The sequence below is a fragment of the Actinoplanes sp. NPDC051343 genome (genome assembly GCF_044455125.1).
Taxonomy (GTDB): domain Bacteria; phylum Actinomycetota; class Actinomycetes; order Mycobacteriales; family Micromonosporaceae; genus Actinoplanes.
This window is the reverse complement of record NZ_JBITEL010000002.1, coordinates 480,762-507,502: the sequence shown is the minus strand read 5'-3', so window position 1 is coordinate 507,502 and position 26,741 is coordinate 480,762. Positions and strand designations below refer to the sequence as shown.

24 protein-coding genes are annotated in these 26,741 nt (G+C 72.3%); 8 read left to right on the top strand and 16 right to left on the bottom strand.

All coding sequences use genetic code 11. The features are described 5' to 3' along the window. Positions 1 to 203 precede the first annotated feature (203 nt). A complete protein-coding gene (locus ACIA5C_RS09280) occupies positions 204 to 1,250 on the top strand; it encodes a hypothetical protein (protein ID WP_396052819.1) in 1,047 nt (348 codons plus the stop codon). A 1-nt stretch (position 1,251) separates the two neighbouring features. Here ACIA5C_RS09280 and ACIA5C_RS09275 read toward each other — a convergent pair whose 3' ends face one another. Next, the gene (locus ACIA5C_RS09275) at positions 1,252 to 1,581 is read right to left on the bottom strand and encodes a hypothetical protein (RefSeq protein ID WP_396052818.1); all 330 of its coding nucleotides are present in this window, start codon (positions 1,579 to 1,581) and stop codon (positions 1,252 to 1,254) included. Between ACIA5C_RS09275 and ACIA5C_RS09270 the strand changes: the two genes are divergently transcribed. After that, positions 1,556 to 1,732 carry a hypothetical protein gene (locus tag ACIA5C_RS09270; protein ID WP_396052817.1) on the top strand — a complete coding sequence of 59 codons (177 nt, stop codon included), beginning with the start codon at positions 1,556 to 1,558 and terminating at the stop codon, positions 1,730 to 1,732. The genes ACIA5C_RS09275 and ACIA5C_RS09270 overlap by 26 nt on opposite strands. Before the next feature lie 76 nt (positions 1,733 to 1,808). On the opposite strand, the gene ACIA5C_RS09265 is transcribed toward ACIA5C_RS09270, so the two are convergent. Beyond that, positions 1,809 to 3,320, bottom strand: a complete 1,512-nt coding sequence (locus ACIA5C_RS09265) for an MFS transporter (RefSeq protein WP_396052816.1) — start codon at positions 3,318 to 3,320, stop codon at positions 1,809 to 1,811. A 90-nt stretch (positions 3,321 to 3,410) separates the two neighbouring features. Continuing rightward, entirely contained in the window at positions 3,411 to 6,206 is a 2,796-nt protein-coding gene (locus ACIA5C_RS09260; protein ID WP_396052815.1) for an AAA family ATPase, read from the bottom strand. A 44-nt stretch (positions 6,207 to 6,250) separates the two neighbouring features. Here ACIA5C_RS09260 and ACIA5C_RS09255 point away from each other — a divergent pair, with 44 nt between their 5' ends. Beyond that, on the top strand, positions 6,251 to 6,589 hold the full coding sequence (locus tag ACIA5C_RS09255) for a hypothetical protein (protein ID WP_396052814.1): 339 nt from the start codon (positions 6,251 to 6,253) through the stop codon (positions 6,587 to 6,589). Positions 6,590 to 6,611: 22 nt separating this feature from the next. Here ACIA5C_RS09255 and ACIA5C_RS09250 read toward each other — a convergent pair whose 3' ends face one another. Continuing rightward, positions 6,612 to 6,896 carry a hypothetical protein gene (locus ACIA5C_RS09250; protein WP_396052813.1) on the bottom strand — a complete coding sequence of 95 codons (285 nt, stop codon included), beginning with the start codon at positions 6,894 to 6,896 and terminating at the stop codon, positions 6,612 to 6,614. 71 nt (positions 6,897 to 6,967) lie between these two features. On the opposite strand from ACIA5C_RS09250, the gene ACIA5C_RS09245 reads away from it, so the two are divergent. Beyond that, the gene (locus ACIA5C_RS09245; protein WP_396052812.1) at positions 6,968 to 7,180 is read left to right on the top strand and encodes a hypothetical protein; all 213 of its coding nucleotides are present in this window, start codon (positions 6,968 to 6,970) and stop codon (positions 7,178 to 7,180) included. A gap of 3 nt (positions 7,181 to 7,183) precedes the next feature. Here the strand turns inward: ACIA5C_RS09245 and ACIA5C_RS09240 are convergent, their stop codons facing one another. The 4 genes from ACIA5C_RS09240 to ACIA5C_RS09225 all read right to left on the bottom strand — a co-directional run bounded on the left by ACIA5C_RS09240 (position 7,184) and on the right by ACIA5C_RS09225 (position 10,804). Beyond that, positions 7,184 to 7,852, bottom strand: a complete 669-nt coding sequence (locus tag ACIA5C_RS09240) for an NADPH-dependent F420 reductase (RefSeq protein WP_396052811.1) — start codon at positions 7,850 to 7,852, stop codon at positions 7,184 to 7,186. 67 nt (positions 7,853 to 7,919) lie between these two features. Beyond that, positions 7,920 to 9,566 carry an RICIN domain-containing protein gene (locus ACIA5C_RS09235; RefSeq protein ID WP_396052810.1) on the bottom strand — a complete coding sequence of 549 codons (1,647 nt, stop codon included), beginning with the start codon at positions 9,564 to 9,566 and terminating at the stop codon, positions 7,920 to 7,922. Positions 9,567 to 9,568: 2 nt separating this feature from the next. Next, on the bottom strand, positions 9,569 to 10,183 hold the full coding sequence (locus tag ACIA5C_RS09230) for a type II secretion system protein J (RefSeq protein ID WP_396052809.1): 615 nt from the start codon (positions 10,181 to 10,183) through the stop codon (positions 9,569 to 9,571). Between the two features lie 3 nt (positions 10,184 to 10,186). Further along, a complete protein-coding gene (locus ACIA5C_RS09225; RefSeq protein WP_396052808.1) occupies positions 10,187 to 10,804 on the bottom strand; it encodes a prepilin-type N-terminal cleavage/methylation domain-containing protein in 618 nt (205 codons plus the stop codon). A 126-nt stretch (positions 10,805 to 10,930) separates the two neighbouring features. On the opposite strand from ACIA5C_RS09225, the gene ACIA5C_RS09220 reads away from it, so the two are divergent. Further along, entirely contained in the window at positions 10,931 to 14,110 is a 3,180-nt protein-coding gene (locus ACIA5C_RS09220) for a penicillin acylase family protein (RefSeq protein WP_396052807.1), read from the top strand. On the opposite strand, the gene ACIA5C_RS09215 is transcribed toward ACIA5C_RS09220, so the two are convergent. Both ACIA5C_RS09215 and ACIA5C_RS09210 read right to left on the bottom strand, forming a co-directional pair. Continuing rightward, a complete protein-coding gene (locus ACIA5C_RS09215) occupies positions 14,066 to 14,713 on the bottom strand; it encodes a DUF4037 domain-containing protein (protein WP_396052806.1) in 648 nt (215 codons plus the stop codon). The two genes, ACIA5C_RS09220 and ACIA5C_RS09215, sit on opposite strands and share 45 nt — an antisense overlap. Beyond that, positions 14,710 to 15,009 carry a DUF1905 domain-containing protein gene (locus tag ACIA5C_RS09210; RefSeq protein WP_396052805.1) on the bottom strand — a complete coding sequence of 100 codons (300 nt, stop codon included), beginning with the start codon at positions 15,007 to 15,009 and terminating at the stop codon, positions 14,710 to 14,712. Before ACIA5C_RS09210 ends, ACIA5C_RS09215 begins: the two co-directional genes overlap by 4 nt. A gap of 212 nt (positions 15,010 to 15,221) precedes the next feature. On the opposite strand from ACIA5C_RS09210, the gene ACIA5C_RS09205 reads away from it, so the two are divergent. Then, positions 15,222 to 16,355, top strand: a complete 1,134-nt coding sequence (locus ACIA5C_RS09205) for a PH domain-containing protein (RefSeq protein ID WP_396052804.1) — start codon at positions 15,222 to 15,224, stop codon at positions 16,353 to 16,355. On the opposite strand, the gene ACIA5C_RS09200 is transcribed toward ACIA5C_RS09205, so the two are convergent. Both ACIA5C_RS09200 and ACIA5C_RS09195 read right to left on the bottom strand, forming a co-directional pair. Continuing rightward, the gene (locus ACIA5C_RS09200; protein WP_396052803.1) at positions 16,352 to 17,581 is read right to left on the bottom strand and encodes an MFS transporter; all 1,230 of its coding nucleotides are present in this window, start codon (positions 17,579 to 17,581) and stop codon (positions 16,352 to 16,354) included. The genes ACIA5C_RS09205 and ACIA5C_RS09200 overlap by 4 nt on opposite strands. Beyond that, positions 17,578 to 18,867: a GH1 family beta-glucosidase gene (locus tag ACIA5C_RS09195; protein ID WP_396052802.1), complete on the bottom strand. Its 1,290-nt coding sequence runs from the start codon at positions 18,865 to 18,867 to the stop codon at positions 17,578 to 17,580. The genes ACIA5C_RS09200 and ACIA5C_RS09195 overlap by 4 nt, the downstream gene beginning before the upstream one ends. 104 nt (positions 18,868 to 18,971) lie before the next feature. On the opposite strand from ACIA5C_RS09195, the gene ACIA5C_RS09190 reads away from it, so the two are divergent. Then, a complete protein-coding gene (locus tag ACIA5C_RS09190) occupies positions 18,972 to 19,976 on the top strand; it encodes an aldo/keto reductase (RefSeq protein WP_396052801.1) in 1,005 nt (334 codons plus the stop codon). Positions 19,977 to 20,779: 803 nt separating this feature from the next. Here ACIA5C_RS09190 and ACIA5C_RS09185 read toward each other — a convergent pair. The 4 genes from ACIA5C_RS09185 to ACIA5C_RS09170 all read right to left on the bottom strand — a co-directional run bounded on the left by ACIA5C_RS09185 (position 20,780) and on the right by ACIA5C_RS09170 (position 26,025). After that, positions 20,780 to 21,841: a lytic polysaccharide monooxygenase gene (locus tag ACIA5C_RS09185; RefSeq protein WP_396052800.1), complete on the bottom strand. Its 1,062-nt coding sequence runs from the start codon at positions 21,839 to 21,841 to the stop codon at positions 20,780 to 20,782. Between the two features lie 116 nt (positions 21,842 to 21,957). Beyond that, positions 21,958 to 22,704, bottom strand: a complete 747-nt coding sequence (locus ACIA5C_RS09180; RefSeq protein ID WP_396052799.1) for a sugar phosphate isomerase/epimerase family protein — start codon at positions 22,702 to 22,704, stop codon at positions 21,958 to 21,960. A 3-nt stretch (positions 22,705 to 22,707) separates the two neighbouring features. Next, complete coding sequence (locus ACIA5C_RS09175; protein ID WP_396052798.1) at positions 22,708 to 24,645, bottom strand: putative bifunctional diguanylate cyclase/phosphodiesterase; 1,938 nt, start codon at positions 24,643 to 24,645, stop codon at positions 22,708 to 22,710. Between the two features lie 99 nt (positions 24,646 to 24,744). Then, on the bottom strand, positions 24,745 to 26,025 hold the full coding sequence (locus tag ACIA5C_RS09170) for a S1C family serine protease (protein WP_396052797.1): 1,281 nt from the start codon (positions 26,023 to 26,025) through the stop codon (positions 24,745 to 24,747). Between the two features lie 137 nt (positions 26,026 to 26,162). Between ACIA5C_RS09170 and ACIA5C_RS09165 the strand changes: the two genes are divergently transcribed. Then, entirely contained in the window at positions 26,163 to 26,741 is a 579-nt protein-coding gene (locus tag ACIA5C_RS09165; protein WP_396052796.1) for an ElyC/SanA/YdcF family protein, read from the top strand.

The following is a 26,741-nucleotide window of genomic DNA, read 5'->3' as shown; positions in this document are numbered from 1 at the left end:
CCCCCGGCCCCGGGAAATGCGGCGGGCATTAACCGGATACCGGTTCGCCTCATGCCGTGACAAGCTGGATGCCATGACGCGCCTCGCTGTCACCTTTGCCGGCTCTTCGTAGGGGGCCGCTTTGTCATGGCCGCCTTCGGGCGGCCGTTTTTGTTTTCCCGTCCGGAGCCGGCTCTTTCTCTTCCGGACGGGAGCACTAAACCATGGACCTCACGCTTCGTGACCTGACCGACCCGTACGCGGGTGGGCACGCCCTGCAGGAGATGACCGCGCGGATCCTCGGCGCGGTGTCGGCCCGCTGGCCCGCCGACCTGGTGCTGGACCGCGGCGACCGGATAGTCGACGTGGCCGACAACTACGACCGTCTGGGCTACACCGCGGACGCCCGCACCCGCGACGCCCGCTACACCCGTTACGTCTCCCCGGACCGGATGCTCCGCTCGCAGACCTCCGCGTTGATCCCGCCGGTGCTGCGCCGGCTGGCCGCCGCGGGCCGGGACTCGGCGCTGATCGCCTGCCCGGGTTTGGTGTACCGCCGCGACGTCATCGATCGGCTCCACACCGGCACGCCGCACCAGCTGGACCTGTGGCTGCTGTCGCCGGTTCCGGAAGACCTGTCGGCCTGGATCGCCACCGTCGTCGGGGCCGCGCTGCCCGGCGTCGCGTGGCGGGCCAACCCGGCGTCGCATCCCTACACGTCCGACGGCGTCGAGATCGAGGCCTGCGCCCAAGGACGCTGGGTCGAGATCGGCGAGTGCGGGCGGGCCGCCCGCCCGGTGCTGTCGGGGGCCGGGCTCCCCGCGTACGTCTGCGGCCTGGCCATGGGTCTCGGCCTGGACCGCCTCGTGATGCTCCGCAAGGGAATTCCGGACATCCGCCTGCTCCGCTCGTCGGACCCGAGGGTGGCCGGCCAGATGCTCGACCTGTCGCCCTACCGCCCGGTCTCGTCGCACCCGCCGGCCCGCCGCGACGTGTCGGTGGCCGTCCGCGCCGGGATGACCCCCGAGGAGATGGGCGACCGGGTCCGCTCGTGCCTGGGCCCGGACGCGCACCTGGTCGAGGAGGTGGCGGTCCGGTCGACGACCGCTCCCGCCGATCTGCCCGGCGCGGCCCGCGCCCGGCTGGGCATCCGGCCGGGTGAGGTCAACGTCCTGCTGCGGGTGGTGCTGCGCGACCTGAACGGCTCCATTCCGGTCCCGGCGGCCAACCACCTCCGTGACCGCGTCCATGAAGCGTTGCACCATTCCTGAATCAATAGACCTCTTCATTTTTGTGCCGGATGAAATTGCCGGCACGCTGAATTGTTGGTCCGCGTACAGTGCGAGCCGGTCCGGCGAGATCGCCGTCGCGGCATCGTTTCCAGGCGTCGCCGGCCACGACGAACTGGTCCCGCGGCACGGCGGCCGGGTCGAACGTGACGCCGAGGTCCCGGCACAGTTCCGGACCGAGCTGAGAGTCGGGCGGCACCCAGCGCATCGTGGAGGCGCTCCAGTTTTCGCACACCCAGTGGTCACCGTGCAGTCCGGGCACGAAGTACCGGGCGAAGCCGCAGCGCGTGGTGGCCGTTGTCCTGTTTCTCATCGCTTTCCTCACGCTGGCCGCCTCGCGTGCGTTCCCGTTCCTGGACGACATCCCCGGCGTCGTCGAAGCGGCCGTCGTCGTCGGGGGAGTGGCATGCGGCTTCGGCGGCGTCTACCTGTGGCTGCGCAAGTCGCCCGGCTCCCGGGCGTAGGCCGATCCGGCCGCCGGGAACAGCAAAAGGTCCCCGGCTCCTCGGGCGAGGGGCCGGGGACCTGTCGGTCACGCCGTCAGTGGGCCATGGCCTTCGGGGCGTCCGGGTCGGCCGCGAGCGGGCCGCTGCGGAAGACGACCGCGCCGATGAGCGAGGCCAGCAGGAAGAAGCCGACCGACCACCAGAAGACCGTGTGGTAACTGTGCAGCGCCGCCTCGGCGGCCAGCGCCGGGGTCGGGGCGTGGTTCCTGGCGTAGTGCTCGCCGGCGGTGGCCGCGAACGAGCTGAGCAGCGCCGTGCCGATCGAGCCGCCGATCTGCTGGACCGTGTTGATCATTGCCGAGGCGACGCCCGCGTCGCGGTGTTCGACGCCGCTGGTGGCGGCGTTCTGCACCGGGGCGAAGACCAGGCCGAGGCCCAGGCCGATGACGACCAGGCCGGGCAGGACGCCGCCGGCGTACGTGGAGTGCAGGTCGAGCCGGGTCAGGTAGGCCATGCCGCCGGCCGCGACCAGCGCGCCGACCGGGACCAGCGGGCGCGGGCCGACCCGCGGCACCAGGATCGAGCCGGCCGTGGTGGCCGACAGCATGATGCCGGCGAGCAGCGGCAGGAAGCCGACGCCGGTCCGGACCGGGGTGAAGTGCAGGACGTTGACCAGGAAGTAGGTCAGGAACAGGAAGATGCCGAACATGCCGGCGCCGGCGATGCCGATCGCGAGGTAGGCGCCGCCGCGGTTGCGGTCGAGCACCACGCGCAGGGGCAGCAGCGGGTTGGCGACACGCGTCTCGATCAGCACGAAGACGACCAGCACAACCGCGCCGAGAATCATCGGGACCAGCGCGGCGGCCGAGTGCCAGCCGTCGGTCTCGACCTTGCCCAGGCCGTACACCAGGCCGACCAGGCCGCCGACCGCGGTGATGACGCCGGGCACGTCGATCTTGGCCCGCGTGGTGATCGGGTCGTCCTTGAGGCGGGTCAGCGCACCGGCCACGGCAACCGCGGCGATGATCAGGTTGACGTAGAGGCACCAGCGCCACGAGGCGTACTCGGTCAGCACCCCGCCGAGCAGCAGGCCGACCGCGCCGCCGGCGCCCGAGATGGCGCCGAAGACGCCGAACGCCTTGGCCCGGTCCTTCGGCGTCGTGAACGTGGTCGACAGCAGCGACAGCGCGGCCGGGGCCAGCGCCGCGCCGAACGCGCCCTGCAGCGCGCGGGCGACGATCAGCAGTTCCAGGTTGGGCGCGAACCCGCCCAGCGCCGACGCCACCGCGAAGCCGATGAGGCCGATCAGGAACATCCGCTTGCGACCGACGAAGTCGGAGAGCCGGCCGCCGAGCAGCAGCAGCGAGCCGAACGCCAGGGCGTAGCCGGTGACCACCCACTGCCGGCCGGAGTCGGAGAAGCCGAGGTCGCGCTGCGCCGTGGGCAGCGCGATGTTCACGATCGTCGCGTCGAGCACGACCATCAGCTGGGCCATCGCCAGAACGATCAGCGACAGCCACTTCCCGGAGTCGCCGGTGGTCGGCGCGGGCGGGTCGGTCCGGTCCTGGGTCGCCGCGGGTGGCGGCAGTGCGGTGTCGGTGGTCATCGGTTCCCTCTGGGCTGGAAGCAGGATGCTTCCTCCGAGTCGGCATCGCACCGGCCCGGGTTGAGGGCAGCCGAGTTGCAGGCCGGGTGTTCAGCTGTCGCGGACGGTCGCCCGGAGCTCGCGCCGGCTCGTGACGCCCAACTTGCCGAACACCTTGCGCAGGTGCCACTCGACCGTGCGCGGGCTGAGGAACAGCTCGGCGCCGATCTCGGGGTTGGTGTGGCCGGCGGCGGCCAGGCGGGCGATCTGCTCCTCCTGGGCGGTCAGGTTCCACCGGGCCGGGTCGGTGCGGCGGCGCACGGTCTCGCCGGTCGCCGCCAGTTCGCGCCGGGCCCGCTGGGCGAAGCCGTCGGCGCCCATCGCGTCCAGCGCCTCGTGGGCCGCCCGCAGCACGGCACGGGCCTCGGCCCGGCGGTTCTCGCGGCGCAGCCATTCCCCGTACAGCAGCCGGGCCCGGGCCAGCGGCAGGCCGAGCCGTCCGGTCCCGAGCCGGTCCACCGCCTCCCGGTAGGAGTTCTCGGCCGGCTTCCCGCGGCCGGTCACGGCGGCCGCGAGCGCCGCACGCCCGAGGGCCCACGGCGTCCCGGCCGCCCGCGCCCACGCGGTCAGCCGTGCCACCTCGGCCGCACACGGCAGGCCACCCCGCGCGCTCGCCTCGATCAGCTCGCTCAGCATCGCCGGCAACAGACCCACGTCGTCGTGCGCCGCGGCCATGCGGGCCGCGTCGGCCGCCGACGGATATCGGCCCAGGCCGTTGTCGAGGAGCGCTTTCGCGTACGCGGTGAGCCCGAGCAACCGGCCGCTTCCCGTCGCGTCGCCCTCCTTGACCGCGGCGTCGAGCAGGGCCGTCGCGTCGATCTCGTGCCCCCGGGCGGCGGCCAGCAGCAGGCCGGCGCCGGGCGGGCCGCCCGCGCTGCCCGCGGCCTCGGCCAGCGCGGAGGCCTCCGCCGTCTCCCCGGCCACCAGCAGCGCGACCGCCCGGTGGGCGAGCGCGGCCGGCAGCAGCCCGACCGCCCCGGTCTCCCGGGCGTGGGCCAGCGCCGTTCCGGTGATGCGGTGCCAGGCTTCGTCGTCGCCCGCGTCCAGCGCGGCCGCCACCGCGAGCGGCAGCCGTTGCAGCGCCTGCCCCGGCGTCAGCCCGCCCAGCACCTCTCCGAACGCCGCCCGCCCGTCGATCACGCGCGCCACGAACGCATCGAGCAGCCCGTCGCCGGCTTTGCCCCCGCGTGCCGAGAACGCATCGAGTAGCGTGTCGCCGGTTTCGCCGCCGCGTGCCGCGACCGCATCGAGTAGCGTGTCGCCGGTTTTGCCGCCGCGCGCGTCGAGCAGCGCGTCGCCGGCCTTGCCGCGGCCGCCGGCCGCGGGGTGCAGCGACCCCAGCCGGCGGGCCGCCTCGCAGGCCGCGCGGAGTTCGTCGCCGCCCCGGCGGCCCGCCTGAAGGCCGGCCGTCACGGCGTCCAGGGCGGCCTGGACGGCCGCGGCCGGGTCGAGCGGGGCCAGTTCGCGGGCCGACGAGATCAGCTGGAGGACCGCGGCGGCCGCGGTCGGGGCCAGGCGGGCGCGCAGCCGGGCCAGCGAGGCGCGGGCCAGGGCGTCCAGCGGCCCCAGTTCGGCCGCGTCGAGCAGCGGCGGGACCGCGGCGAGCTGGCCGGCCGCGGCGCGGGCCTCGGCGGCCGCCAGGGCGCGCGCCGCGTGCCGGGCCGGTTCGGGGCTCAGCTCCATCGCCCGTTCCAGGAAGACCGCCGCCGCGGCCCGCCCGCCGCGGGCCATCGCCGCCGTCGCGGCCTGCTCCAGTTCGGCCGCCACCGCCTCGTCGGGCCCGGCGGCGGCGTGCGCCCGGTGCCAGGCCCGGCGGTCGGCGGCCGCGAGCGGGTCGGTGACCTCGGCCAGGGCCCGGTGAATCTCGCGGAGGCGGGGCCGGGGGACGGCACGCCAGGCTTCCGAGCGTACGAGAGGATGCCGGAACCGGACCCGGGAGCCGATGTCCATCAGCCCGGCCGCCTCGGCCGGCGCCGCCGCTGAGGCGGCGACCGGCAGGCGGGCGAGGGCCTGCCAGAGCACGGTGGGGTCGCCGGTCGGCTCGACCGCGGCGGCCGCCAGCAGCGTGCGGGTGTCCGCCGGGAGTTCGTCGATGCGGCGCCGGAAGGCGGCGGCGACGCGGTTGCCGACCGGGGCGTCGGACGGCGGCACGCCCAGGCCGAAGGAGAGCTCGGCCGCGTCGAGGCCGCGCGGGAGCTCGAGCAGGGCGAGCGGGTTGCCGCGGGTCTCGGCCACGATCCGGTCGCGCACCCGGTCGTCGACCGGCACGGTGAGAACGGTGGCCAGCAACGCCCGGGCGTCGCCGTCGGGCAAGCCGCCGACCAGCAGTTCGGGCAGGCCGGGGAGTTCGTCGCCGGGGCGGGCGGCCATCAGCAGCGCGACCGACTCGCGGCCCAGGCGGCGGGCCGCGAAGAGCAGGACGACCTGCGACATCAGGTCGAACCACTGCAGGTCGTCGGCCAGCACCAGCAGCGGCTTCGCGCGGGCCGCCTCGCCGAGCAGGCCGAGCAGGCCGAGGCCGATCAGGAAGGCGTCCGGCGGTTCGCCGGCGGCCAGCCCGAACGCCACCTCGACCGCGGTCCGCTGCGGCGCGGGCAGACGGCCGGTGTGCTCGAGCAGCGGAGCGCAGATCTGCTGGAGTCCGGCGTAGGCGAGGTCGCTCTCGGGTTCGACGCCGGCCGCCCGCAGCACCCGGAAACCGGTCGCGGCCGACGAGGCGTGGTCGAGGAGCGCGGTCTTGCCCGCCCCGGGCTCGCCGCGGAGCACGAGGACCCGGCTGGTGCCGCCCCGAGCGTCCTCGAGGAGCTGTTCCAGCAGATCACACTCGCGGCGGCGGCCCAGAAGCACCCGACGACCTTACTCGAGACCGGACCCGGAACGACGGCGGCACCGTGCTCATCTCGAGCCACCTCCTGGCCGAGCTCGCCCAGCTCATCGACGACGTCGTCATCGTCTCGGACGGCCGGATGCGCCTGGCGGCGCCGCTTGCCGAGCTGTACGGGACGGGGCAGCGCCTGCGGGTGCGGGGGCGCGACCCCGGGCGGCTGTGGCAGGCGTTCGAGGCGGCCGGCGCGGTGGTGGCGGCCGACGACCGGTTTCTGGTGGTCGACGGGTTGCCGGCCGAGGAGGCGGGCGAGGCCGCCTTCGCCGCGGGAGCGCCGGTGTACGAGATGATCCCGGACGCGCCGAACCTCGAACAGATCTTCCTCGACCTGGCGGTGAGCCGATGATCGCGCTGATCCGGGCCGAGCTCTACCGGACGATGACGATCCGGTCGGGCTGGATCACGATCGTCCTGTTCGGAGCGTTCGCGGCCGCGTTCGGGGTGCTGAACGCGTACGGCTGGGCGCTGTTCGCCGGAATCGGCGCCTTCGGCATCGCGGTGTTCACGGTCGCCCGGCACTTCCAGCACCGGACCGCGGCGCTGCTCCATCTGGCCCGGCCGAAGCGGATCGAGGTGCTGCTGGCCCAGGTCGTCACCACCGTGCTCATCGCCTGGGTGTTCACCGCCGTCACCGCGCTGGTCCCGGACGGCAACGGCGCGGTCTACCGGCACACGCTCACCGTCGTGCCGGTGATGGCGGTCTGTCGGGGCCGCGGCGGCGGTCGTGCGCCGGCCGTCGTGGCTGTTGTACGGCTTCGCCGTGTGGTTCGTGCTGGTCGAGGCCCTGATCGGCGGGATGAGGTGGCCGCTGCCGATCTCGTCCTACCTCGACGCGGCGGGCGGCAACCCGTACGGCCTCGAGGTGTTCGGGGTGTGGGCGTCCGGCACGCTGGCGGTCGCGGCGCTGATGCTGCGCCGCGACTTCGCCGCCGACTGACCGTCAGCGGGTCGCGGCCGCGACCGCGTCCCTGATCGTGGCCACGTTCGCGGGGGTGCCGGCCGGGTCCTCGAACGAGCCGTAGGGCGTGCCGTACACCGGGGTGCCGGGCTCGAAGCGCCAGCTGTCGGCCAGGGTCCCGGCCTCGTACGCGTCGTAGCCGATCCGGTCGAGGAACTCGGTGGCCGCGAGCAGCGCCGCCGGGTCGTCGCCGGCGATCGGCAGGGCGGACCGGTCGGCGCTGCCGGACGGGCGGGCCAGCGACTGAAGGTGCCTGAAGTAGACGTTGTTGAAGACCTTGACGACCTGCGCGCCGGCCAGCTGTTCCTGCTCCAGCTCGGCGCTGGTGCGCTTGGCCTCGTCGATCTCGGCGAAGGTGCCGTCGCGCTGCGGGTAGTAGTTGTTCGTGTCGAGCACGACCTTGCCCGCCAGTTCGGCGACCGGCAGGTCGCGGAACGCCTTGAACGGCACGCTCACCACCACGATGTCACCGGCCTCGGCCGCCTCGGCCGCCGTCGCCGCCCGCGCCTTCGAGCCCAGCGAGGCGACCAGGTCGGCCAGGGTCTCCGGGCCGCGCGAGTTGCTCAGCACCACGTCGTAGCCGGCGTCGACCGCCAGCTTCGCCACGACGCCACCGATGTTGCCGCTTCCGATGAATCCCACTGTCGTCATGTCCGTGCGAACTCCGCGGGTCACACCGATGTTTCGCGCAGCAAGCTTTCGTGACGGTCGCCACGGCTCATTTCTCGCGGTAGTCGGAGACCACCGAGGTCAGGATGCTCGGCGAGGCGTTCCACTTCTGCAGGTTGCTGCCGTCGCACGGGGCCAGCACCAGCTTGCTGATCTTCATCGCGGTGAACTGGTCCCAGTAGTCGGACGGCGAGGGCAGCAGGCAGTACGGGTTGCCCGCGTTCGTGCCGAAGGTCGACTCGATCCGGTACGAGGTCTGGTTGACGCCGGTGAACACCCGCCGGGTCCAGTTCTGGTTGGCCGGTGGGGTGGCTCCGGCCGTCGGCGTGCACTGGTAGACGCGGACGTATTGACCGGCGGCCGTGGAACCCGGGCTGGTGAGGCAATACTTGGTCACCTTGTCGCTGCCGGTCAGGGTGAGCCAGCCGGTGCCCGAGGTGCCGGGGTTGCCCGCCGCGTCGGTGGCCGGCACCCCGGGCAGATACCAGACCTGGTTCCACTGGATGCCGTTCGGGTCCGGCGTCTGCTTGCACGGGAAGACGACCAGGAACGCCGAGCCGACGTTGTTGCCGGTCACGTCCAGGCAGCGGCCGAACTCGTCGTAGTTGACCAGCTGCCGGGTCACCGGTCCGGCCGCCCCGGTTCCGGCGCTGGCGTCCGGGAAGAACGTCTTGTACCTGGTGTAGTCACCCGAGGTGCCGCTGCACGGCGTGCCGTCGGTGCCGTCGCCGGCGGTGTTGGCGACCCGGTTGGTGTTGCCCTGGATCACGTTGTTGATCACCAGCGCGGGCGGGGCCGCGGTCCAGTCGACGTTGACGCACTTCCCGTCGTTGCCGGTGCCGTTCAGGGTGCCCTCGAAGTTGTCCCGGTTGTTGAGGCTCCACACCTGGGTGTAGTTGAGCTTCGTGGTGTCGCAGTCGGCGAAGACGACCGGCGAGTGGTCGGTGTTGACCGCCTGCAGGCAGGCGCCGTGCGGGAAGGCGACGCTGCCCTCGGTCGCCTTCAGCTCGACCTGCAGCGTCGGGTTGTACGTGAAGATCTGCTTCGGGTCGGTGGCCGAGCAGGTCGCCAGGACGACCTGGGTGCTGGCCGTGAGCGGCACCGGGTCGGCCGGCAGGCGCGGCGCGGTCAGGCACTGGTCGCTGTTGTAGACCTTGATGGTGCCGCCGGGGACGTTGGCCTTGGTGTGGCTCTGGAACAGGTAGGTCGCGGTGACGGACCGGTTCTCGGCGCCCGAGGTGCCGGTCGCGGCCAGGAGGGCGTACATCGGAGCGGTCGCCGGGATGCCGGCGACGCAGCCGATGCGGTTGCTCCTCGCCCAGGCCTCGGCGTCGGTGGTGGACGGCGGCGCCAGGCTCACGTAGTAGACGTTCACCGAGTAGGCCGCGGGACTGCCCGGGCTGACCCGGCCGGCGATGGTCAGGTCCGGGCTGGTGGTACTCGTGGTGGCGCAGGGCAGGTCGGTCCGGCGGGCGTCGCCGTCGGCATAGATCGGCAGGGCGCGCATCTGGGCCAGAGCGGTCTCGATGCCGCTCTGCGCGGCGTCCATCGCGGCCGCCCGCTCGCCGTCGTAGCGGGAGGTCGTGACCTGGCCGATCACGGTGGTGCCGATCAGACCGGTCAGGCCGACCCCGACCAGGGTCAGCAGCATGGCCAGCGGCAGCGATCCGCGCTCGTTCCGGCTGATCCGCATCATGGTCAGGTCCTCGTGCTCGTGGCGTAGCAGGGCTCGGCGGACGCCGGGATCGGGTTGTTGTTGCTGTCGAGGACGGTCGAGGCGTACGTGTTGAGCGCGGTGAACGTCATCGCGCTGGTCCGCACCGACGTCCCCGAGCGGGCCGCCAGCCGTACGGTCAGGAGCTGGTGGTCGACCGCCGTGGTCGGCGCCGTCCGCACGAACGGCGTCGTGCTCGCCGTGAGGTTCCCGGCCAGCTGGGTCCAGCCGGTGACCGTGCCCGCCGACCCGGCGGTCCAGGAGCGGGTCTGCAGGGCGGAGCCGGACAGGCGCAGCTGCACGCACCGTTTCGCGAGGGTGGTCGAGGCCGGCGTGACCGGCGTCATCACCAGGTATTCGAGGTACGGCGTGGTGCCCTCGAGGTGCGGGGCGCCGACCGAGTACGCGTAGCGCACCTGCTTCTCGAGCCGCAGCAGCGCCTGGCTGGTCTGCGACTGCGTGGCGTAGTCGTTGTCCTCGGCGCCCGCGGTCCGGTAGAGCTGCAGCACCGCGGTGGTGAAGACCGCGCCGATCACCGAGGTGATGGCCATGACGACCAGGATCTCGACCAGGCTGAAGCCGTCGTCGTCACCGCGCATGCGTCAGCCGGCCAGGAACGGGTCGGTGACGGCGACGCTGAACAGCCCGGCCTCGGCGTAGACGCACCGCGTGGGGCATTCGCGGCCGGTCCAGGCGACCGCGACGACCAGCCGGGCCAGCTGGGCGCTGCCGGTGGCCGCGGCGCAGTCGAGGCCGGTGGTGTTGGTCAGCGCCCGGTTCTGCCCGCACGAGCCGACGTAGTAGTAGCGCCGGAACGAGGTGCCGTCGAGCTGGACCACCTCGGGGTCGGTGGGCGCGCTGACCGTCGAGCCGTCGGCCTGTGCGCCGGGTGCGGGCACGGTCAGCGTGCCGGCGCTGGTCCGGTCGATGCGGCTGATCCCGCTGCCGAGCAGGTCGGTGACGGTGGGGGAGATCACCGCCGGGCACGACCCGTCGCACGCCTGCCGGCCGCCGAGCAGGGCCGACCCGCGTACGCCGCGGGCCTTCTCCATTCCTTCGACCACCAGTTGGACCGCGGTGTCGCGCTGGGACGAGTAGTGCCCGCTGCGCCGCGAGTTGACCATGAAAACGGTCAGCGAGGTCATGACGACCGAGATGATGCCGAGCGCGACCACGACCTCGACCAGCGTGAAGCCGTCGTCCGCTCGTTTTCTTGCCACGCGGAAAGTATTCGGTCGCCCGGGCGGTGCTGCTGAGCTCTTGTGACGGACTTCTGGTGCACGAAGACATCGACGTCTTAATATCTATGAAATCTTTTCGCGTTCGAGCGTCCCCTGGAGGGCCCCATGCGCCGACGCCTCAGCACGTTCCTGACCGCCATCGTGGTGACATCGTTCGTGTCCGTCCCGTTCCAGGCCACGCCCGCCCAGGCCGCCTTACCGGGAAACGACTACTGCCTCGGCGAATGCTCCGACATCCTGCCGCCCGGCCAGAACGGCAACGCCACGCTCGTCGACATCCTCGCCTCGCAGGCCTTCGGCACGAAGCCCGCGCACTCCGACGACCAGCTGGCCCCGTACGCCAACCTGGCCTACAACTACACCGGCCTGACCCCGCAGCAGATCAACTCGTTCTTCAACGACAGCTCGTACGGCGTATCCGCCCCCGACGTGGCCAGCACGGTCAGCCCGCGCCCGGACGTCACGATCGTGCGCGACAAGAAGCTCGGCATCCCGCACGTCACCGGCACCACCCGGGCCGGCACGATGTTCGGCGCCGGGTACGCCGGAGCCCAGGACCGCCTGTTCCTCATGGACCTCATGCGGCACGTCGCCCGCGGCCAGCTGACGTCGTTCGCCGGCGGGGCGGCCGGCAACCGCGCGCTCGAGCAGAGCGTCTGGCGCGACTCGCCGTACACCGAGGCCGACCTGCAGACACAGATCGACGCGCTGCGGGCCGACGGCCCGCGCGGCTCCCAGCTGTACGACGACGTGCAGAGCTACATCGCCGGCATCAACAAGTACATCGCCGACTGCATGGCCGGGCGCAACTGCCCGGGCGAATACGTGCTCACCGGCCACCTCGACGCGATCACCAACGCGGGCGGCCCGCAGACCTTCACCATGACCGACCTCATCGCGATCGCCGGGGTCATCGGCGGCCTGTTCGGCGGGGGCGGCGGCACCGAGATGCAGTCGGCCCTGGTCCGCATCGCCGCCCGCGCCAAATACGGTGCCACCATCGGCGACCAGGTCTGGCAGCAGTTCCGGGAACAGAACGACCCGTCGGCGACGGTCACACTGCACAACGGGCAGAACTTCCCGTACGCGGCGTCCAACCCGTCCGCGGCCGGGGTCGCCATGCCGGACGCCGGCTCAGCCGTGCCGGAACCGATCGTCTTCGACAAGACCGGGTCGGCCGCTTCCGGAGCCTCCGGAACGAGCAAGCTCGCAACCTCGCTGAGCAGCCTCACGATCGACGGTGCCCACCGCGGCATGTCGAACGCCGCCGTCGTCTCGGCCGCCCACTCGGCCACCGGCCACCCGGTCGCCGTCTTCGGGCCGCAGACCGGCTACTTCGCCCCGCAACTGTTGATGATCCAGGAACTGCAGGGCCCCGGCATCAGCAGCCGGGGCATCGCGTTCAGCGGCCTCAACCTCTACACGCTGATCGGCCGCGGCACCGACTACGCGTGGAGCGCCACGTCGGCCACCCAGGACATCACCGACACGTACGCCGTACGCCTCTGCACCACCGACGGCAGCGCACCCACCACCGCCTCCACCCACTACCTGTTCCACGGCCAGTGCCTGGCGATGGAGAACCTGACCCGGACCGACTCGTGGAAGCCGACCGTGGCCGACTCCACCGCGGCCGGCTCCTACCGCCTGACCGTCGAACGCACCAACTACGGCCTGGTCCAGTGGCGGGGCACGGTCGGAGGTACGCCTGTCGCGTTCACCAGCCTGCGCTCGACCTACCGCCACGAGGCCGAGTCGGCGATCGGCTTCCAGATGTTCAACGACCCGGCGGAAATGGGCACTCCGGCCGCCTTCACCAACTCGGCCTCGCAGATCTCGTTCGCCTTCAACTGGTTCTACGTGAACTCGACCGACTCGGCGTACTTCACCTCCGGCGCCGAACCGGTGCGCCCGGCCACCGCCGACCCCAACCTGCCGGTCTGGGGCGACCCGGCCGACGAGTGGACCGGCTGGAACCCGGCCACCAACACGGCCGCCTATCAGAGCGCGTCGGCCCATCCGCAGGCGGTCGACCAGGACTACTTCGTCAGCTGGAACAACAAGCAGGCCAACGGGTTCTCGGCCGCCGACGGCAACTTCAGCTGGGGGCCGGTCCAGCGGGTCGACCTGCTCGACAAGCCGCTCAAGGCGGGCATCGCGGCCGGCACCAGATACGACCGGGCGTCACTGCTCAAGGTCGTCGAGAACGCGGCCCTCACCGACCTGCGCGGCCAGGAGGTGCTGCCCGACCTGCTCCGGGTCATCGACACCGCCACCGTCACCGACCCGTCGCAGGCGGCCGCGCTGGCCAAGCTGCGCACCTGGCTGACCGGCGGCGCCCGGCGGGCCGAGACCGCGGCCGGGAGCAAGACGTACCAGGACGCCGACGCCATCCGGATCTTCGACGCGTGGTGGCCCAGGCTGGTGCAGGCCGAGTTCGGCTCCGGGCTCGGCGACGACCTGTTCGGCGCCCTCGTCGACACCCTGCAGATCAACGAGTCGCCGTCCGGCGGCCAGACCGGGCCGGTCTCCGACCTGCCCGGCTCGGCCAACGAGGCCCAGGCCCACAAGGGCTCCTCGTTCCAGTACGGCTGGTGGGGTTACGTCGACAAGGACCTGCACGCGACGATGGGCGACCTGGTGCCCGGCTGGTCGCACACCTACTGCGGCACCGTCACGGCCTGCCGCAGCGCCCTGCTGACCAGCCTGTCGGCGGCCCTGGCCGAACCGGCGTCGACCACCTACCCGGGCGACGACAACTGCTCGGCCGGCGACCAGTGGTGCGCCGACGCGATCCTGCAGTCCCCGCTCGGCGGCGTCGAACACGACCTGATCGCCTGGCAGAACCGTCCTACCTACCAGCAGGTCGTGTCGTTCCCGGCCAAGCGCGGCGACGACGTGTCCGACCTCGCCCGCGGCAGGACGGTCAGCGCGTCCAGCGCCCAGTCCGGCAACCCGGCGGCCAACGCGGTCGACGGCAACCCGGGCAGCCGGTGGGCCAGCTCGTGGGACGACAACCAGTGGCTGCGGATCGACCTCGGGTCGGCTCGCCCGGTGGCCCGCGTGTCGGTGAGGTGGGAGGCCGCGTACGCGTCCGCGTACCGCATCGAAACCTCGGCCGACGGCACCACCTGGACCACCGCGGCGTCCGTGACCTCCGGTCACGGGGGCTTGGAGAACGTCGCCTTCCCGGCGACGTCCGCCCGCTACGTGCGGCTGTACTGCCTCACCCGCGGCACCTCATACGGCTTCTCGACCTACGACGTGGAGGTCTATTCCGAGTAGCGGCGCCGCCTTCCGGAACCGTTCCGGGATCGCGAGCGCGTCGGTGGAATCGACGGCCTGGTCGACCGTGCCCGGCAGCCGCGGAATGTGCCCGTGGCGCAGCCCGAGCCGATCGACCAGGCCGCGCAGCACCGGGTCGGTGATCTCCTCGGCCAGCGCGACCGTGAACCGCTCGGCACCCAGCACCGTGATGTCGCGCTCGTAGAACTGCCGGGGCGCCGGATCGACCGGCCCGGCGAGCATCAGGCCGTTGGTTCTCCGGGCGAGCACGGTTGCCGCCCCGGCAACCATCCGTTCGCGCTCGCGCCAGCCCGGCGCGCCCAGCGCGCCGTCCAGGAGAGGCTTCAGCTCGGCGGCCGACTCCAGCTCACCGAAGGCCCGGCCGAACCATTTCCCGTACGGGGCCCAGCGCCGCTCGACCAGGAAGGCCAGCCTCATCAGTTCGCGGACGAGGCGGGCCCCCAGCACCCGCGAGCCGAGGTCGTCGTCGTAGCCGAGAACCTCGGACCCGGCGCCGAGAAGCGCCGCCGCATGCCGCCGGTCCCACAGCTGCGGCGCGACCTCGTCCCGGTAGTACCGTCCGGCGATCTCGATCCCGTTCACAGCACCTCGACCGTGACCTCGGCCGCGTCGCCGGCCTCGATCCTCTGCGCCTTCCGAACCGCCTTCTTCACCGGCAGCACGTAACAGCCGCTCTTCGCATCCGGGAAAATCGACGTCCGCCAGATGGTCGCCCCGATCCGCGCCTCGACCCGCACCGCGCCGAACCCGCGCCGCCCCCGCCCACCGGTCATCTCCCGGATCTCCTCCGACTCGTCCGCCGGCAGACTGACGAACGTCCACCCCTCGTCCGGCCGCGCCTCCCACACCCACAGCGTGGCCCGAAACTGAACGATCACCCTGCTTTCCCCCTCCGGTCCGTGCAACCCTTTACCGCCTCCACCGCCCGCCCCGCCCAAGCACCGGGCGGACTCAGCCAACCAGACGGGTCCGACAGTTTTCGGCGTCGCCCACTGTTACCGGCGCGGCGTCCACAGCCGGGTTTCGGGCACCGGGTGGGCCGTTCCCTTGACCAGCTCGAATGCCTACGCTGGGGGGCGGGAGGTGCACGTTGCGTGACCGAGCGGGCTGGCGCGCCGCCGTCTGGGTTCTAGGGACGGCGGGGATCTACAGCGCGCTCTACGGGTTCGCGGCGGGCGAACGCACCCCGGCCGTTGTCGGGGTCGCGCTGGCCGTGGTCGCGGTGGTCGGCGGTCCGTTGCCGGCGGCGCTCCACGCATGGTGGTCGCCCCGCCGGCCCTCGTGGGTCTGGGGCACCGGCGAGGTGGAGACCGCCTCCGGGCCGCCGGATTCCGGGGCCTACGGCACCTGCGACGTCCGGCTGCTGATCGCTACGCCGGGCCTGGGGGTCTTCCCGGTGCAGAGGTCCGTGCGGCTGCCGGTGAGCCGGTGGCCCGGGACCGGGGACACGGTGCCGGTCCGGGTTGATGCCCGGAGGCAGCACCGGATCAGGGTCGAGTGGGATCAGCTGGGCGCGCCGCCGGAGGACGCCGACACCGATGCGTCACCGCCGTGGCGGGCCCGGCCGGCCACCGGTGACGGGCCGCGTCCCGCATCCGATGCCGATCCCGGCTACGGCTACAACGACCCGGCCTTCGACGGCACGGACGGTTCCAGCTACTACCCGTCGCCCCGGCTCGTGCCGCTGGAGGACGAGCCCAGCCGGCACACCGACCGCTTCCTCTTCCCGACCGAGCGTTTCCGCGGCGAATGGCGGCGCCACTGGGTGCGACCGCTCGCCCGCTACGCCGTGACCCTCGGGCTTGCGGTGGGTGCCCAGTTCCTGATTCCGCGGTTCGTCCCGGCCGCCCATGTGCACGCCGCCCGCACCGGTGTGGCGGTCGCCGGCGGGCTGATCGCCCTGCACGTGCTGTTCGCCTGGGAGGTCGGCCGGCTCGTGCTGACGAACCGGCGGGTGATGCTCGTCGAGGGCGTGATCCGGCGCCGGGTCTCGACGGCACCGCTGCCGCGCGCGGGCGACCTGCGCCTCGAGTGCTCGTTGGCGGGGCGGCTGTTGCACTACGGCGATTTCGTCTTCGAGCGCAAGAGCGTCTTCAGCCGCATGCGGATGGTTGCCGCGGTGCCCCGCCCCAACGAGCTCTACCTGCGCGTCGTCGAGGAGGTCTACGAACCGGCCGCGGTCGAGGAGCGCTTCAACTTCGACCGCGAGCTGGAAGATCTCTAGGCGATCGCGCGGATCCGGGTGACCAGCACCGAGCCGAGCACGGTCACCCCGGCCACGATCACGTACAGGACCGTGTAGCCGCCCAGGTAGGCGACGATCGGGAAGGCCAGCGCCGGGCCCAGCACCTGCGGGGCCGAGTTGGCGATGTTGATGATGCCGAGGTCGCGGGCCCGGTCCTGCTCGGTCGGCAGCACCTGGGTGATCAGGGCCTGGTCGACCGAGAGGTAGACGCCGAAGCCGAGGCCCAGCACGACCGCCGCGACGAGCGCGCCGGTCCACGTCGGCCAGACGGCCAGGATCAGGCAGGCCAGGGCCATCACGTAGCCGGAGACGATCACCGACGGCTTGCGTCGTCCGCTGCGGTCGGAGAGTACGCCGCCGGCGACCACGGTCAGCACGGTCGCCGCGGTGTAGACGACGATCAGGATGGCCAGGCCGTCCTCCGCGTGCTCGTAGTGCACCCGGTCGCGCAGGAAGTACAGCAGGTAGAGGGTGGCCATCGCATTCCCCAGCTGCACGAGGAACCGGGTTGCCCAGGCCCACGCGAAGTCGGGATTACGGCGTACGGAAAACCGGAAGGACGACCACAACGAAGCCGCGGTGAACCGCGGGGTCCGACCAACCGGTGGGTCCGGCGTGGCGAGGACGAACGGCAGGGCGGTCAGCGGAACGAGTACGCCGATGAGCAGGTAACCGGAGACCAGCCCGGTGACCACGGCGGTGACCAGCAGGACGCCGGCGACCACCCCGAGCGACTGGGTGAGCCCGACCCAGCCGGAGACGAGCCCGCGCTGGCGCACCGGTGTGCGGTCCGGCACCACCGCGGTGAGCCCGGCCTGCATCGTGTTCAGGCCGGCCTGGGCGACGCACCACCAGACCGTCAGGCCGGCGACCGTGTGCTGGTGCGGCAGCAGCGCCAGGCCGGCGAGACCGACGACCGCCCCCGACGCGATCCACGTGTGCCGCCGTCCGGTCCGCAGCCGCGTCGAGTCGGAGAGCGCCCCGGCGATCGGGCCGGCGAGCACCGCGACCAGCGCGCCGACGCCGGTGACGATCCCGAGGGCGGTCGTCTTCTGAGCGCCCGCGATGTCCTCGACCTGATTGGGCAGCAGCACCTGCAGAGGTCCGAAGTAGCCCATCCACAGTCCGAGGTTGGCCAGCGAGAGCAGGGCGATCCAGCCGTTACCGACCCGCGCCTGCGGCTGCGTGGCGGCGACGGCCGTCATGAGCGGCCGGCCAGCACGCCCCGCAACCAGTGGTAGGAGGCCCGGGGCGTGCGCTGTTGGGTCTCGAAGTCGACCCGTACGAGGCCGAACCGCTGGCTGTACCCCTCGGCCCACTCGAAGTTGTCGAGCAGCGACCACACGAAGTAGCCGCGCACGTCGACGCCGTCGGTGATCGCCCGGTGGACCGCGCGCAGGTGCCCGTCCAGGTAGTCGATCCGGAACCGGTCGTCGAGCACGTCGTCGGTCGAGCATCCGTTCTCGGTCACGTAGATCGGCGGCAGCCGGTCGCCGTAGGTGTCGCGCAACCCGGTCAGCAGGTCGTACAGCCCGGACGGCACCACCGGCCAGCCGAACGCGGTGGTCGGCACCCCTTCGACGGGCAGTGTCTCGAACGGCAGCGGCGCATCGGGGCTCGACGGCGCCCCGACCCGCGTCGGGTTGTAGTAGTTGACACCCAGCGCGTGCAGAGGCGTCGAGATGATGTCGAGATCGCCGTCCCGGATCACGTCGCCGAGCGCGTCGGCCAGGAACGCCGGGTAGGAGCCGAGCAGCACCGGGTCGGTGAACAGCCGGTTGTGGAACGCGTCGTAGGCCGTCCCGGCCACCGGATCGTCGGCGATCACCGGAGTCATGTTGTTGGTGATCATGACGTTTTCCAGTGCCTGCGCCGCGAGACCGTGCGCCAGCAGCTGATGGTGTGCCACCGGCAGCGCGGCCAGGCCGAGAGCGTGACCGGGGGCGTGGTCGCCGAACGCGTACCCCTGGGCCATGTGGACGACCGGCTCGTTGAGCGTGATCCACCGGCGTACGCGGTCACCCAGCCGGTCCGCGACCAGCGCGGCGTAATCGCCGAAGCGCAGGGCCGTCTCGCGGCTGAGCCAGCCGCCGCGGTCCTCCAGAGCCTGCGGCAGATCCCAGTGAAAGAGCGTCGGCAGCGCGGCTATGCCGCGCTCGCCGAGCGCATCGACCAGGCGGTCGTAGAAATCAAGACCCTTGGCCTGGGCCGGGCCGGAACCCTCCGGCTGGATGCGGGGCCAGGCCACCGAGAATCGGTACGCGTCGACGCCGAGACCCGACATCAACGTGATGTCCTCGGCATATCGATGATAGTGGTCGCACGCGACGTCGCCGGTGTCGCCGTTGCGGGTCCGCCCGGGCGTGTGCGCGAACGTGTCCCAGATCGAGGGGCCACGGCCGTCCTCGCCGGCCGCGCCCTCGATCTGATAGCTCGCGGTCGACACTCCGAAGTGGAATCCGGGCGGGAACGCGGGGAGGGAATCCACCATTCGGGTCTCCTCGGAGGAAAGTGAATTCAGCTCAGGTTAGTGCTGGTGTTCGTCGTTGAATAGCCCTTGACCTGGAGCGCGCTCCAAGTTCTAGCGTCGCTCCCATGCAGACGACAGAACTCGGCAACACCGGACAGCGGGTCAGCGCGGTCGCTCTCGGCGCCATGCAGATGGGCAACGCGACTTCAGAGGAGGACTCGACCCGGATTCTCGACCGCTACCGCGCGATCGGCGGCTCGTTCATCGACACCGCCGACTGCTACGAGTGGTGGGCCCGGCCGGGCAGCACCGGCGGCGAGAGCGAAGAGCTGCTGGGCCGCTGGATGCGGTCCCGCGCCTGCCGCGACGAGACCTTCCTGGCGACCAAGGGCAGCGGCCTGCCCGTCCACTCGCCGGACCTGTGGGCGCCGGACGGAACGCCCGACTGGGAGCTGGCCCGCCGCACCTTCTCGGGCGCCGGCGCCGCGAACCTGCGCGCGGCCCTCGAGGGCAGCCTGCGCCGGCTGGGCACCGACCACGTCGACCTGTACTACGTCCACGTCGACGACCGCTCGACCCCGCTCGACGAGACGCTGGCCGCCCTGGCCTCGTTCGTGGCCGAGGGAAAGGTCCGCTACCTGGGCTGGTCCAACGTCGCCACGTGGCGGCTGGAGCGCATCCGCGGCCGGTGCGCCGCGAACGGCTGGCCGCTGCCGGTGGCGGTGCAGCAGCAGCACAGCTACCTCCAGCCCCGCCCGGGCGCGGAGAGCGTCTCGATCGTCTCGGGGGAGCAGCTCGACTACCTGCGGGCGAACGCCGACCAGACCCTGGTCGCGTACTCGCCGATCCTCGGTGGCATCTACGACTCGGCGGTCAAGCGCGACGGCCACTGGAGGATGGGCCCCTACGCCGGTCCGGACACCGACGCCCGCCTGGCGGTCCTCGGCGAGGTGGCCGCCGAGGCCGGCGTGACACCCAACCAGCTGGTCGTCGCCTGGCTGCTGCACCAGAGGTCGCCGCGCGTCGTCCCGCTGATCGGGCCGCGCACCCCGGACCAGTTCGAGGCCGCGCTGCCCGCCCTGGACGTCAAACTCACCGACGACCAGCTAGCCCGCCTGGCCGCCGCCTGACCACCGGTGCACGTCAACATGCATAGCGCCATGTTGACGTCAATGTTGATCCAGTCAACATGAAGCGGTTGTTCCTCGGACGGCGAGGGGTTCGAGCGGCCGGGTTCGCCCGGCGCGGGCGAGCTCGGGCCTCGGGCTACGCGGAGGGCGCGCAGGAGTCCCTGCGGAGCCGGTCCGGCTCCGGCTTTGCGTAAGGGGCACAGGAGCCCGGCGGAGCCGGGCCGGCTCGGCTGCACCGTGGTCGCCGACGAGGTCAAGGGCCCGGCGAACAGCACCCCGGTCCGAAGCCCCGTCCGGCTCACCTGGAGGACGGCAGCGCTCCGTGCCTTGCGGCTGCCCCCTCGGCGGCCGCAGGCACAAAGTGCTCGCCCCCGGCGGTGTGCCGGATCGCCCTGTCGGTAGACGGGGTGGGTGGCCGCCGTCGCCCGATGGCGAGGGTGGATGGGCGCCATCGCCCGGTCCGGTGCCGGGCTGGGTGGCCGCCGTTGCCCGGTCCGGTGCCGGGCTGGGTGGCCGCCGTTGCCCGGTCCGGTGCCGGGCTGGGTGGCCGCCGTTGCCTGGTCGCGAGCCGGGGCGGATGGGCCGCGATCGCCCGGTCCGTGGCGAATGGGCCGCGATCGCCCGCTCCGTGGCGGATGGGCGCCATCGCCCCGTCCGGAGCCGGGGCGGGTGGGCGCCCGCCCCGGCCTGGTGCCGGATGGAACCGTGTCACGCGGTGTTGCTCCGAGGGCCTCCCTTCCCGAGGCGATGGGAGCGCTCCCAAGTCAGCCTAGTGACAGCCGGTTGGATTGAGAAGGGTCTATTCAGGTGGCCGTGCAGGTGACCGCCGGGGTGGTGGCGCTGCCCGAGCCGATGAAGCCGAACGTCGTGCTCCCGCCGGCGGCGAGTGCGCCGTTGTAGGACACGTTCGACGCGGTGACGGTGTTGCCGCTCGATGAGGTGGTCGCGTTCCACGACTGGGTCACCGTGGTTGCGCCCGAGAACGTCAACTTGACCGTCCAGCCCTTGACGGGGGCCGATCCGGCGGTCACCTTCACGTCGCCCTGGAAGCCGCCCTGCCACTGGCTGCTCAAGGCGAAGGAGGCCGAGCAGGCGCCTCCGGACGGCGCCGGGGTGGTCGGAGCGGTCGTGGGCGGCGTCGTCGTCGGCGGTGTGGTGGTCGGCGGGGTGGTCGGGGGTGTGGTCGTCCCTCCGCCGCCGCCGAAGTCGATGTCGCTGCAGAAGTAGTACGACTGGTCCAAATGGCTGGCCTGCCAGATGGTGTAGACCATGGCCCGCCCCGTACGCCCGGAAAGCGCGACCGGAAGGTCGATGCGCACCCCGCCGTCAACCGGGATCCACTGCGAGGCCGGGGTATTGCCGACCTCCGCGACCTTGGTCAGATCCGACCATTTCGCGGCCCGCGTGCGCGGATCGAAGCCCGGATTCGACACATAGACCCAGACGTAGTCGGCGCCGTGCGACGCCTGGTCGAACAACTGCACGGTGAAGCTGTTGCCGACCGGGGTCGCCTTCCAGTCGCCGACGGTGTCCATCGCGTTGTAGCGCCCGTTCTGGGTGTGCCCGGCGCTGCACAACTGCCCGTCCGGGACGGCGCCCTGGTGGTTGCCGGCGACCTGTTCGCGGTAGAGGCCGTTCCAGTTCCACATGGCGTTCGGGTCGGCCTGCCAGGCCTGGTAGCACATCGGGTCCTCGGTGGCCATGGCCGGATCCTGGAAGTGGTCGCCCCAGCGGATGTAGCAGCCGTAGTTGCGGGACGCGGGACTGATCACATTGCCGTGCGCGAATGCCGGGCTGACGAGGGCGAAGGCGGCGATCAATACTCCGGCGGCGGCGCTGATCAGCAGGCGGGATCGTTTTCTCATGAAAGGCTCCGCAAGGTGGCGGCCCCGGGATCGGGGGCCGGCGGTCATGGGGGATCGGCGGAGGCTGCCCGTTTCCTCCGCGCGCCGCGTGACCCGGCGGATGCCGCCACCCTGCCCTACAGATAGACCTCTGTCAATGCCAGCGCGCCCTCGATCGCGTCGTCGATCGGTGCCGCTCCGGGATACCAGCGGGCCTCGTGCTCGAGCACCACCGGCCCGTCGAAGCCGCCGGCCCGGGCCAGAGCCAGCACCTCACGGCACGGCACGCTTCCGCGTCCCGGCACCAGAGGGGTACGCCGGTCCGGGGCCGCCACATCCTTGATCTGAATCTCGGCCAGCCACGGCCGCAGCGCGGCGAAAGTCTCGGCCGGGGCCTCACCCGCGCGCCACGGATGCAGCGCATCCCAGATCGCCCCGGCCGACGTCCCGGCCGCATCCAGGAGGGCGGCGAGTTCCGATCCCCGCAGGAAGGCGTCGTGCGTCTCGACCAGCAGTCGTACGCCGCTCCCGGAAGCCCGCGCGGCCACCGCCGACAGTGCGGCCGCGGCCGCGGACACCGGGCCGTCGCCGGGCATCAGCCGCAGCGCCGGCGCGCCGAGGTCGAGCGCCAGCCGGAGGTGCTCGTCGAAGCCGTCCGCTCCGGAGCTCAGCCGCACATACGTCGCCAGCCCGAGCAGGGTGAGGCCGGACGATTCGAGCTGCTCGCGGGCCGTACGCCTCGCGGCGGGTGACAACCCGACATTGACCGGCTCGTCGGAAGCGCAGCGTAACTGCACCGCGCTCACCCGGTGCCGCCGCAGGAGGGCGCCGACTTCGATCAGTGGCAATCCGGGGCAACCGAGCGTCGAGACTCCGAAGATCATCGCCTACTGTAGATCGACCCGCTGGGCCGCCCGCTCGCGGTCGCCGTTCCACTCGTCGACGGTTGCCCAGAGCAGGGCGGCCGGCAGCGGCTCGCTCGCCACGTACCCCTGCACGCCGTCGCAGCCGGCCAGGGTCAGCAGCGCCCAGTCGGCCGCGCCCTCGACGCCCTCGGCCACGCAGCGGGCGTCCGCGTCGTGGGCCAGTTGCACCAGGTGGCGGACCACCGAGGCGGCGTGCGGGTTCGCGGCCATGCTGCGGGTCAGGCGCGGGTGGATCTTCAGAGCGTCGACCGACGACCGCGCCAGCGCGAACAAAGCGTGATAGGCGCTGCCCACGTCGTCGATGGTCACCTGGACGCCGAGCCGGTGCAGCGCGTCGATCGCGTCCGCCACCGCGTCGGTGGTCGCCGGCTCGAGCGCCGGCTCGGCCACCTCCAGCTGCAACTCGGTCAACGGGAACCCCGTCGCCGCGGCGTCGTCCCGCAACCGCTGCGGCAACGCCGGATCGATCAGCTCCCGCAGGGAGACGTTGACGGCCAGCCGTACGCTGCGTCCCTGCGCCCGCCAGCCGGCACCGTCCGTGAGGGCGGTCCTGACCACCCAGGCACTCAACTCCTTGATCAACGAGGTCTTCGCGACCTGCGGCACGAACTCGTCGGCGGTCAGCAGGCCCCGCGACGGGTGCCGCCAGCGCAACAGCGCCTCGACCGTGTCGACGTCACCGTCCGGCGCGCACACCGGCTGATAGAACAGTTCCAGCTCGCCCTCGCCGAGCGCCCGCCGCAGCTCCGGCACCAGCGTGACGTGCTGCTCCTCGGCGTGCCGGGCCCCCGGGCGGTACATGACCACGCCGGCGCCGTTGCGCTTCGCCTCGTACATCGCCAGGTCGGCGTGGCGCAGCAGTGCCACCACCTCGGTGGCGTGCTCGGGAGCGAAAGCGACCCCGATGCTCGCGTCGATCTCGACCGGGACCCCGGCGACCTGCATCGGCTCGCGCAGCGAGGCGTAGATCTCGTTGGCCAGCGCCAGCCCGTCCGGGCCGCCGGCCAGCACCGCGAACTCGTCGCCGCCGAGCCGGATCGGCAGCACCTGGTGGCCGGCCACCGCGGCCAGCTTCTGCGCGACCAGCACGAGAAGCTCGTCGCCGGCGTGGTGGCCGAGCGTGTCGTTGACGCCCTTGAACCCGTCGAGGTCGATCAGCAGCAGCGCGGACGGGGACTCCGGCGTCGCCCGGGCGATCAGGCCGCGGGCCCGGCGGTGCAGCAGGGCCCGGTTACCGAGGCCGGTGAGCCCGTCGTGGGTGGTGGCGAAGTCCTGGCGGTTCTGGTTGCGGCGGATCATGAACAGGTTCAGCAGCAGGGCGAGAAGCCCGAACGCGGCCATCCCGTACAGCCAGCGGGTGGCGCGGGTCACGGTCAGGTCGATCCGGGTACGCGGGATCATCACCTCGATCGCGGCGTCCGGCTTGTCGTCGCCGGTCGCGTCGTACGGCAGGTAGACGACGACCGCGGACGGGCTCCCGCCGGCGTTCGCGGCGTACGGCTTGCCGGCGCGCACCGCGGCGAAGGCCGCGGCCGGCGGTTCCGGTGAGTTGCGGTGCGCCGCGTCCCCGTAGACCAGCCGGCCGTCGACCATCGACCAGACGCGCAGCCCGAGGATCGCCCCCTCGCCCTGCAGCAGGGTCACGTCGGCGTCCATGGCCTGGCGTTTTTCCCGGTCGACGAGCAGGAGCATGTCCTGGACGGTGAGTTCCCGCGCCACGACCAGCACCTGGACGGTGCGCGCCGCGGTGGTGGCACTGTCGAACGCCCGCTGGGTGATCTGCTGGTGCATGACCCGGACGCCGGCCAGCGCCAGTGCGGTGATGATCATCGCGACGACGGCGAGTGCGCGCCACGAGGCCAGAAATCGGGCGACCCCGGCCCCGCGCGCACTCTCCACGTTCCGCCTAATCGGTCCGGCGGCCGCGCTCTTGAGCCGTTGTCACTTCTACGGCCCGATCCTCACCGGCTCGCAACGCCGGCGTACCGGCCGGCCGGGTCAGCCGACCGGGCCGGTGGTCAGCTTCAGCGTGCTGGAGTGGGACTGGCCGTTGAGGTCGTCCCAGGTGAGCTTGACCTTGTCGCCGGGGTGGAACTGGTCCATCCGGTTGGTGAGCGTGGTCGCCGAGTCGACCGTGGTGCCGCCGACCGAGCGGATCACGTCGCCCCGGGCGAGCCCGGCCTGGTCGGCCGGGGAGTCCTGGACCACCCCGAGGACGACCGGGCCCTGCTGCTGCGCCTGGCCGCGGGCGGCGCCCGCGAGCTCGACGCCCAGGTAGGCGGTGTCGCCGATGTGAACCTTGGTGGACGCCTGTCCGGCGCGGATCTGGTCGGCGATCGTCGTCGCCGAGTCGATCGGGATGGCGAAGCCGTCGCCGCCCTGCGACTGGTACTGGAAGCCGGCCGAGGCGGCCGTGTCGACGCCGAGGACCTGGCCGTCGGTGCTCAGCAGCGGGCCGCCGGAGTCGCCCGCCTCGATGTCGGCGCTTACCTCGATCAGGCCGGTGAGCTGCTCGGACGCGCCGCTCGACTCGTCCGAGGCGGTGATCGACTGGTTGAGGGCCGAGATCACGCCGCCGACCGCGGACGGTGTGCCGCCGGTGCCGCCGGCGTTGCCGATCGCCACGATCTGCTGGCCCGCCTTGGCCGGCGTCGAGGAGAGGGTCGCGGTGGTCAGGCCGGACGCGCCGTCGAGCTTGAGGACCGCGATGTCCTGGGTGCGGTCGTAGCCGACGACCGCCGCCCGGTAGGTCTTCTGATTGCCGATGTCGGTGACCGTGATCGCGGTGGCGCCGGCGACGACGTGGTTGTTGGTGAGGATCACGCCGTCCGAGGTGATCACGATGCCGGTGCCGGCCGCCTCGCCGTTCTGCGCGCCGAGCACCGTGTCGATGTCGACGAGCGCCGGGTCGACCTTCTGCGCGACCGCCTGGACCTGGCTGTCGGTCGCGCCGTTCTGATCCTGCTGCCCGGGCTGGCCCTGCTGCCCCTGCTGGCCCTGGCCGCCCAGCGGGTTGCCGCCGCTGTCCGGGTTCAACGGCAGGTAGGAGGACTGCGAGGACGTCGACTCCATCGGGCGGAGCGTCCAGCCGGCCGCGAAGCCGGCGCCCGCCGCACCCAGCAGAAGGGCAAGGCCGCCGGCCACCGCGGCGACGATCGGTCCGCGGCGCCGCCGGGGCGGCGGTGGCGGCGCCTGCTGGTACGGCGAGGACCATCCGCCGTGCTGGGGCGGCCACCCGCCCGGCGCGGGCTGATAGGTGTACTGCTCGGGAATCGACATCTGATTCCCTCCCTTCCGGGCACGGGGGGCCACATCCACCACATATGTACGTCGAGAAGCTAGGAGCCAGCTGTTCGAGACCTGTGCATAGTCGGGGACTCACGGGCGGCTGGTGATCGGCAGGTAGCCTCGGGCCGGTGAGCAACGCCGAGGTCGTCGACGGGCCCTCCCCGGTGGCCGGCCGGCGGCGCCGGCGTGTGGTGCTGACGGTTCTGGCGGTGGTCCTGGTGGCCGCGGCGGTGCTGATCGTGCGCCCGATCGTCCGGCCCGCCCTGCCCCCGCTGCCCGCGAAGGCCGACGCGATCATCCAGCTGGGCGGCCCCGGCAACCGCCGCATGACGGCGCTGGAGCTGGGCCGGGCCGGCCGGGCCCCGGTGGTGGCGATCTCGGTCTCCGAGGCGGAACTGGCCGTGGCCGGCTGGTGCGACGACGGCAACTTCCGCGGCCAGCCGGTCATCTGCTTCCACTCCGAGCCGTTCACCACCCGCGGCGAGGCCCGCTCGATCGCCCAGCTGGCCCGGCAGCACGGCTGGCACTCGGTGATCCTCGTGACCTCGACCGACCAGGCCGCCCGGGCCGTGCTGCGGGTGGGCCGCTGCTACGACGGCAGCATCTACGTGGCGACCGCCCACCTGCCCTGGTACCACTGGCCCGTGCAGGTCGTCTACCAGGCCGCCGCCTTCGTGAAGGCGTACACCTTCCAGCGGTCGTGCTGA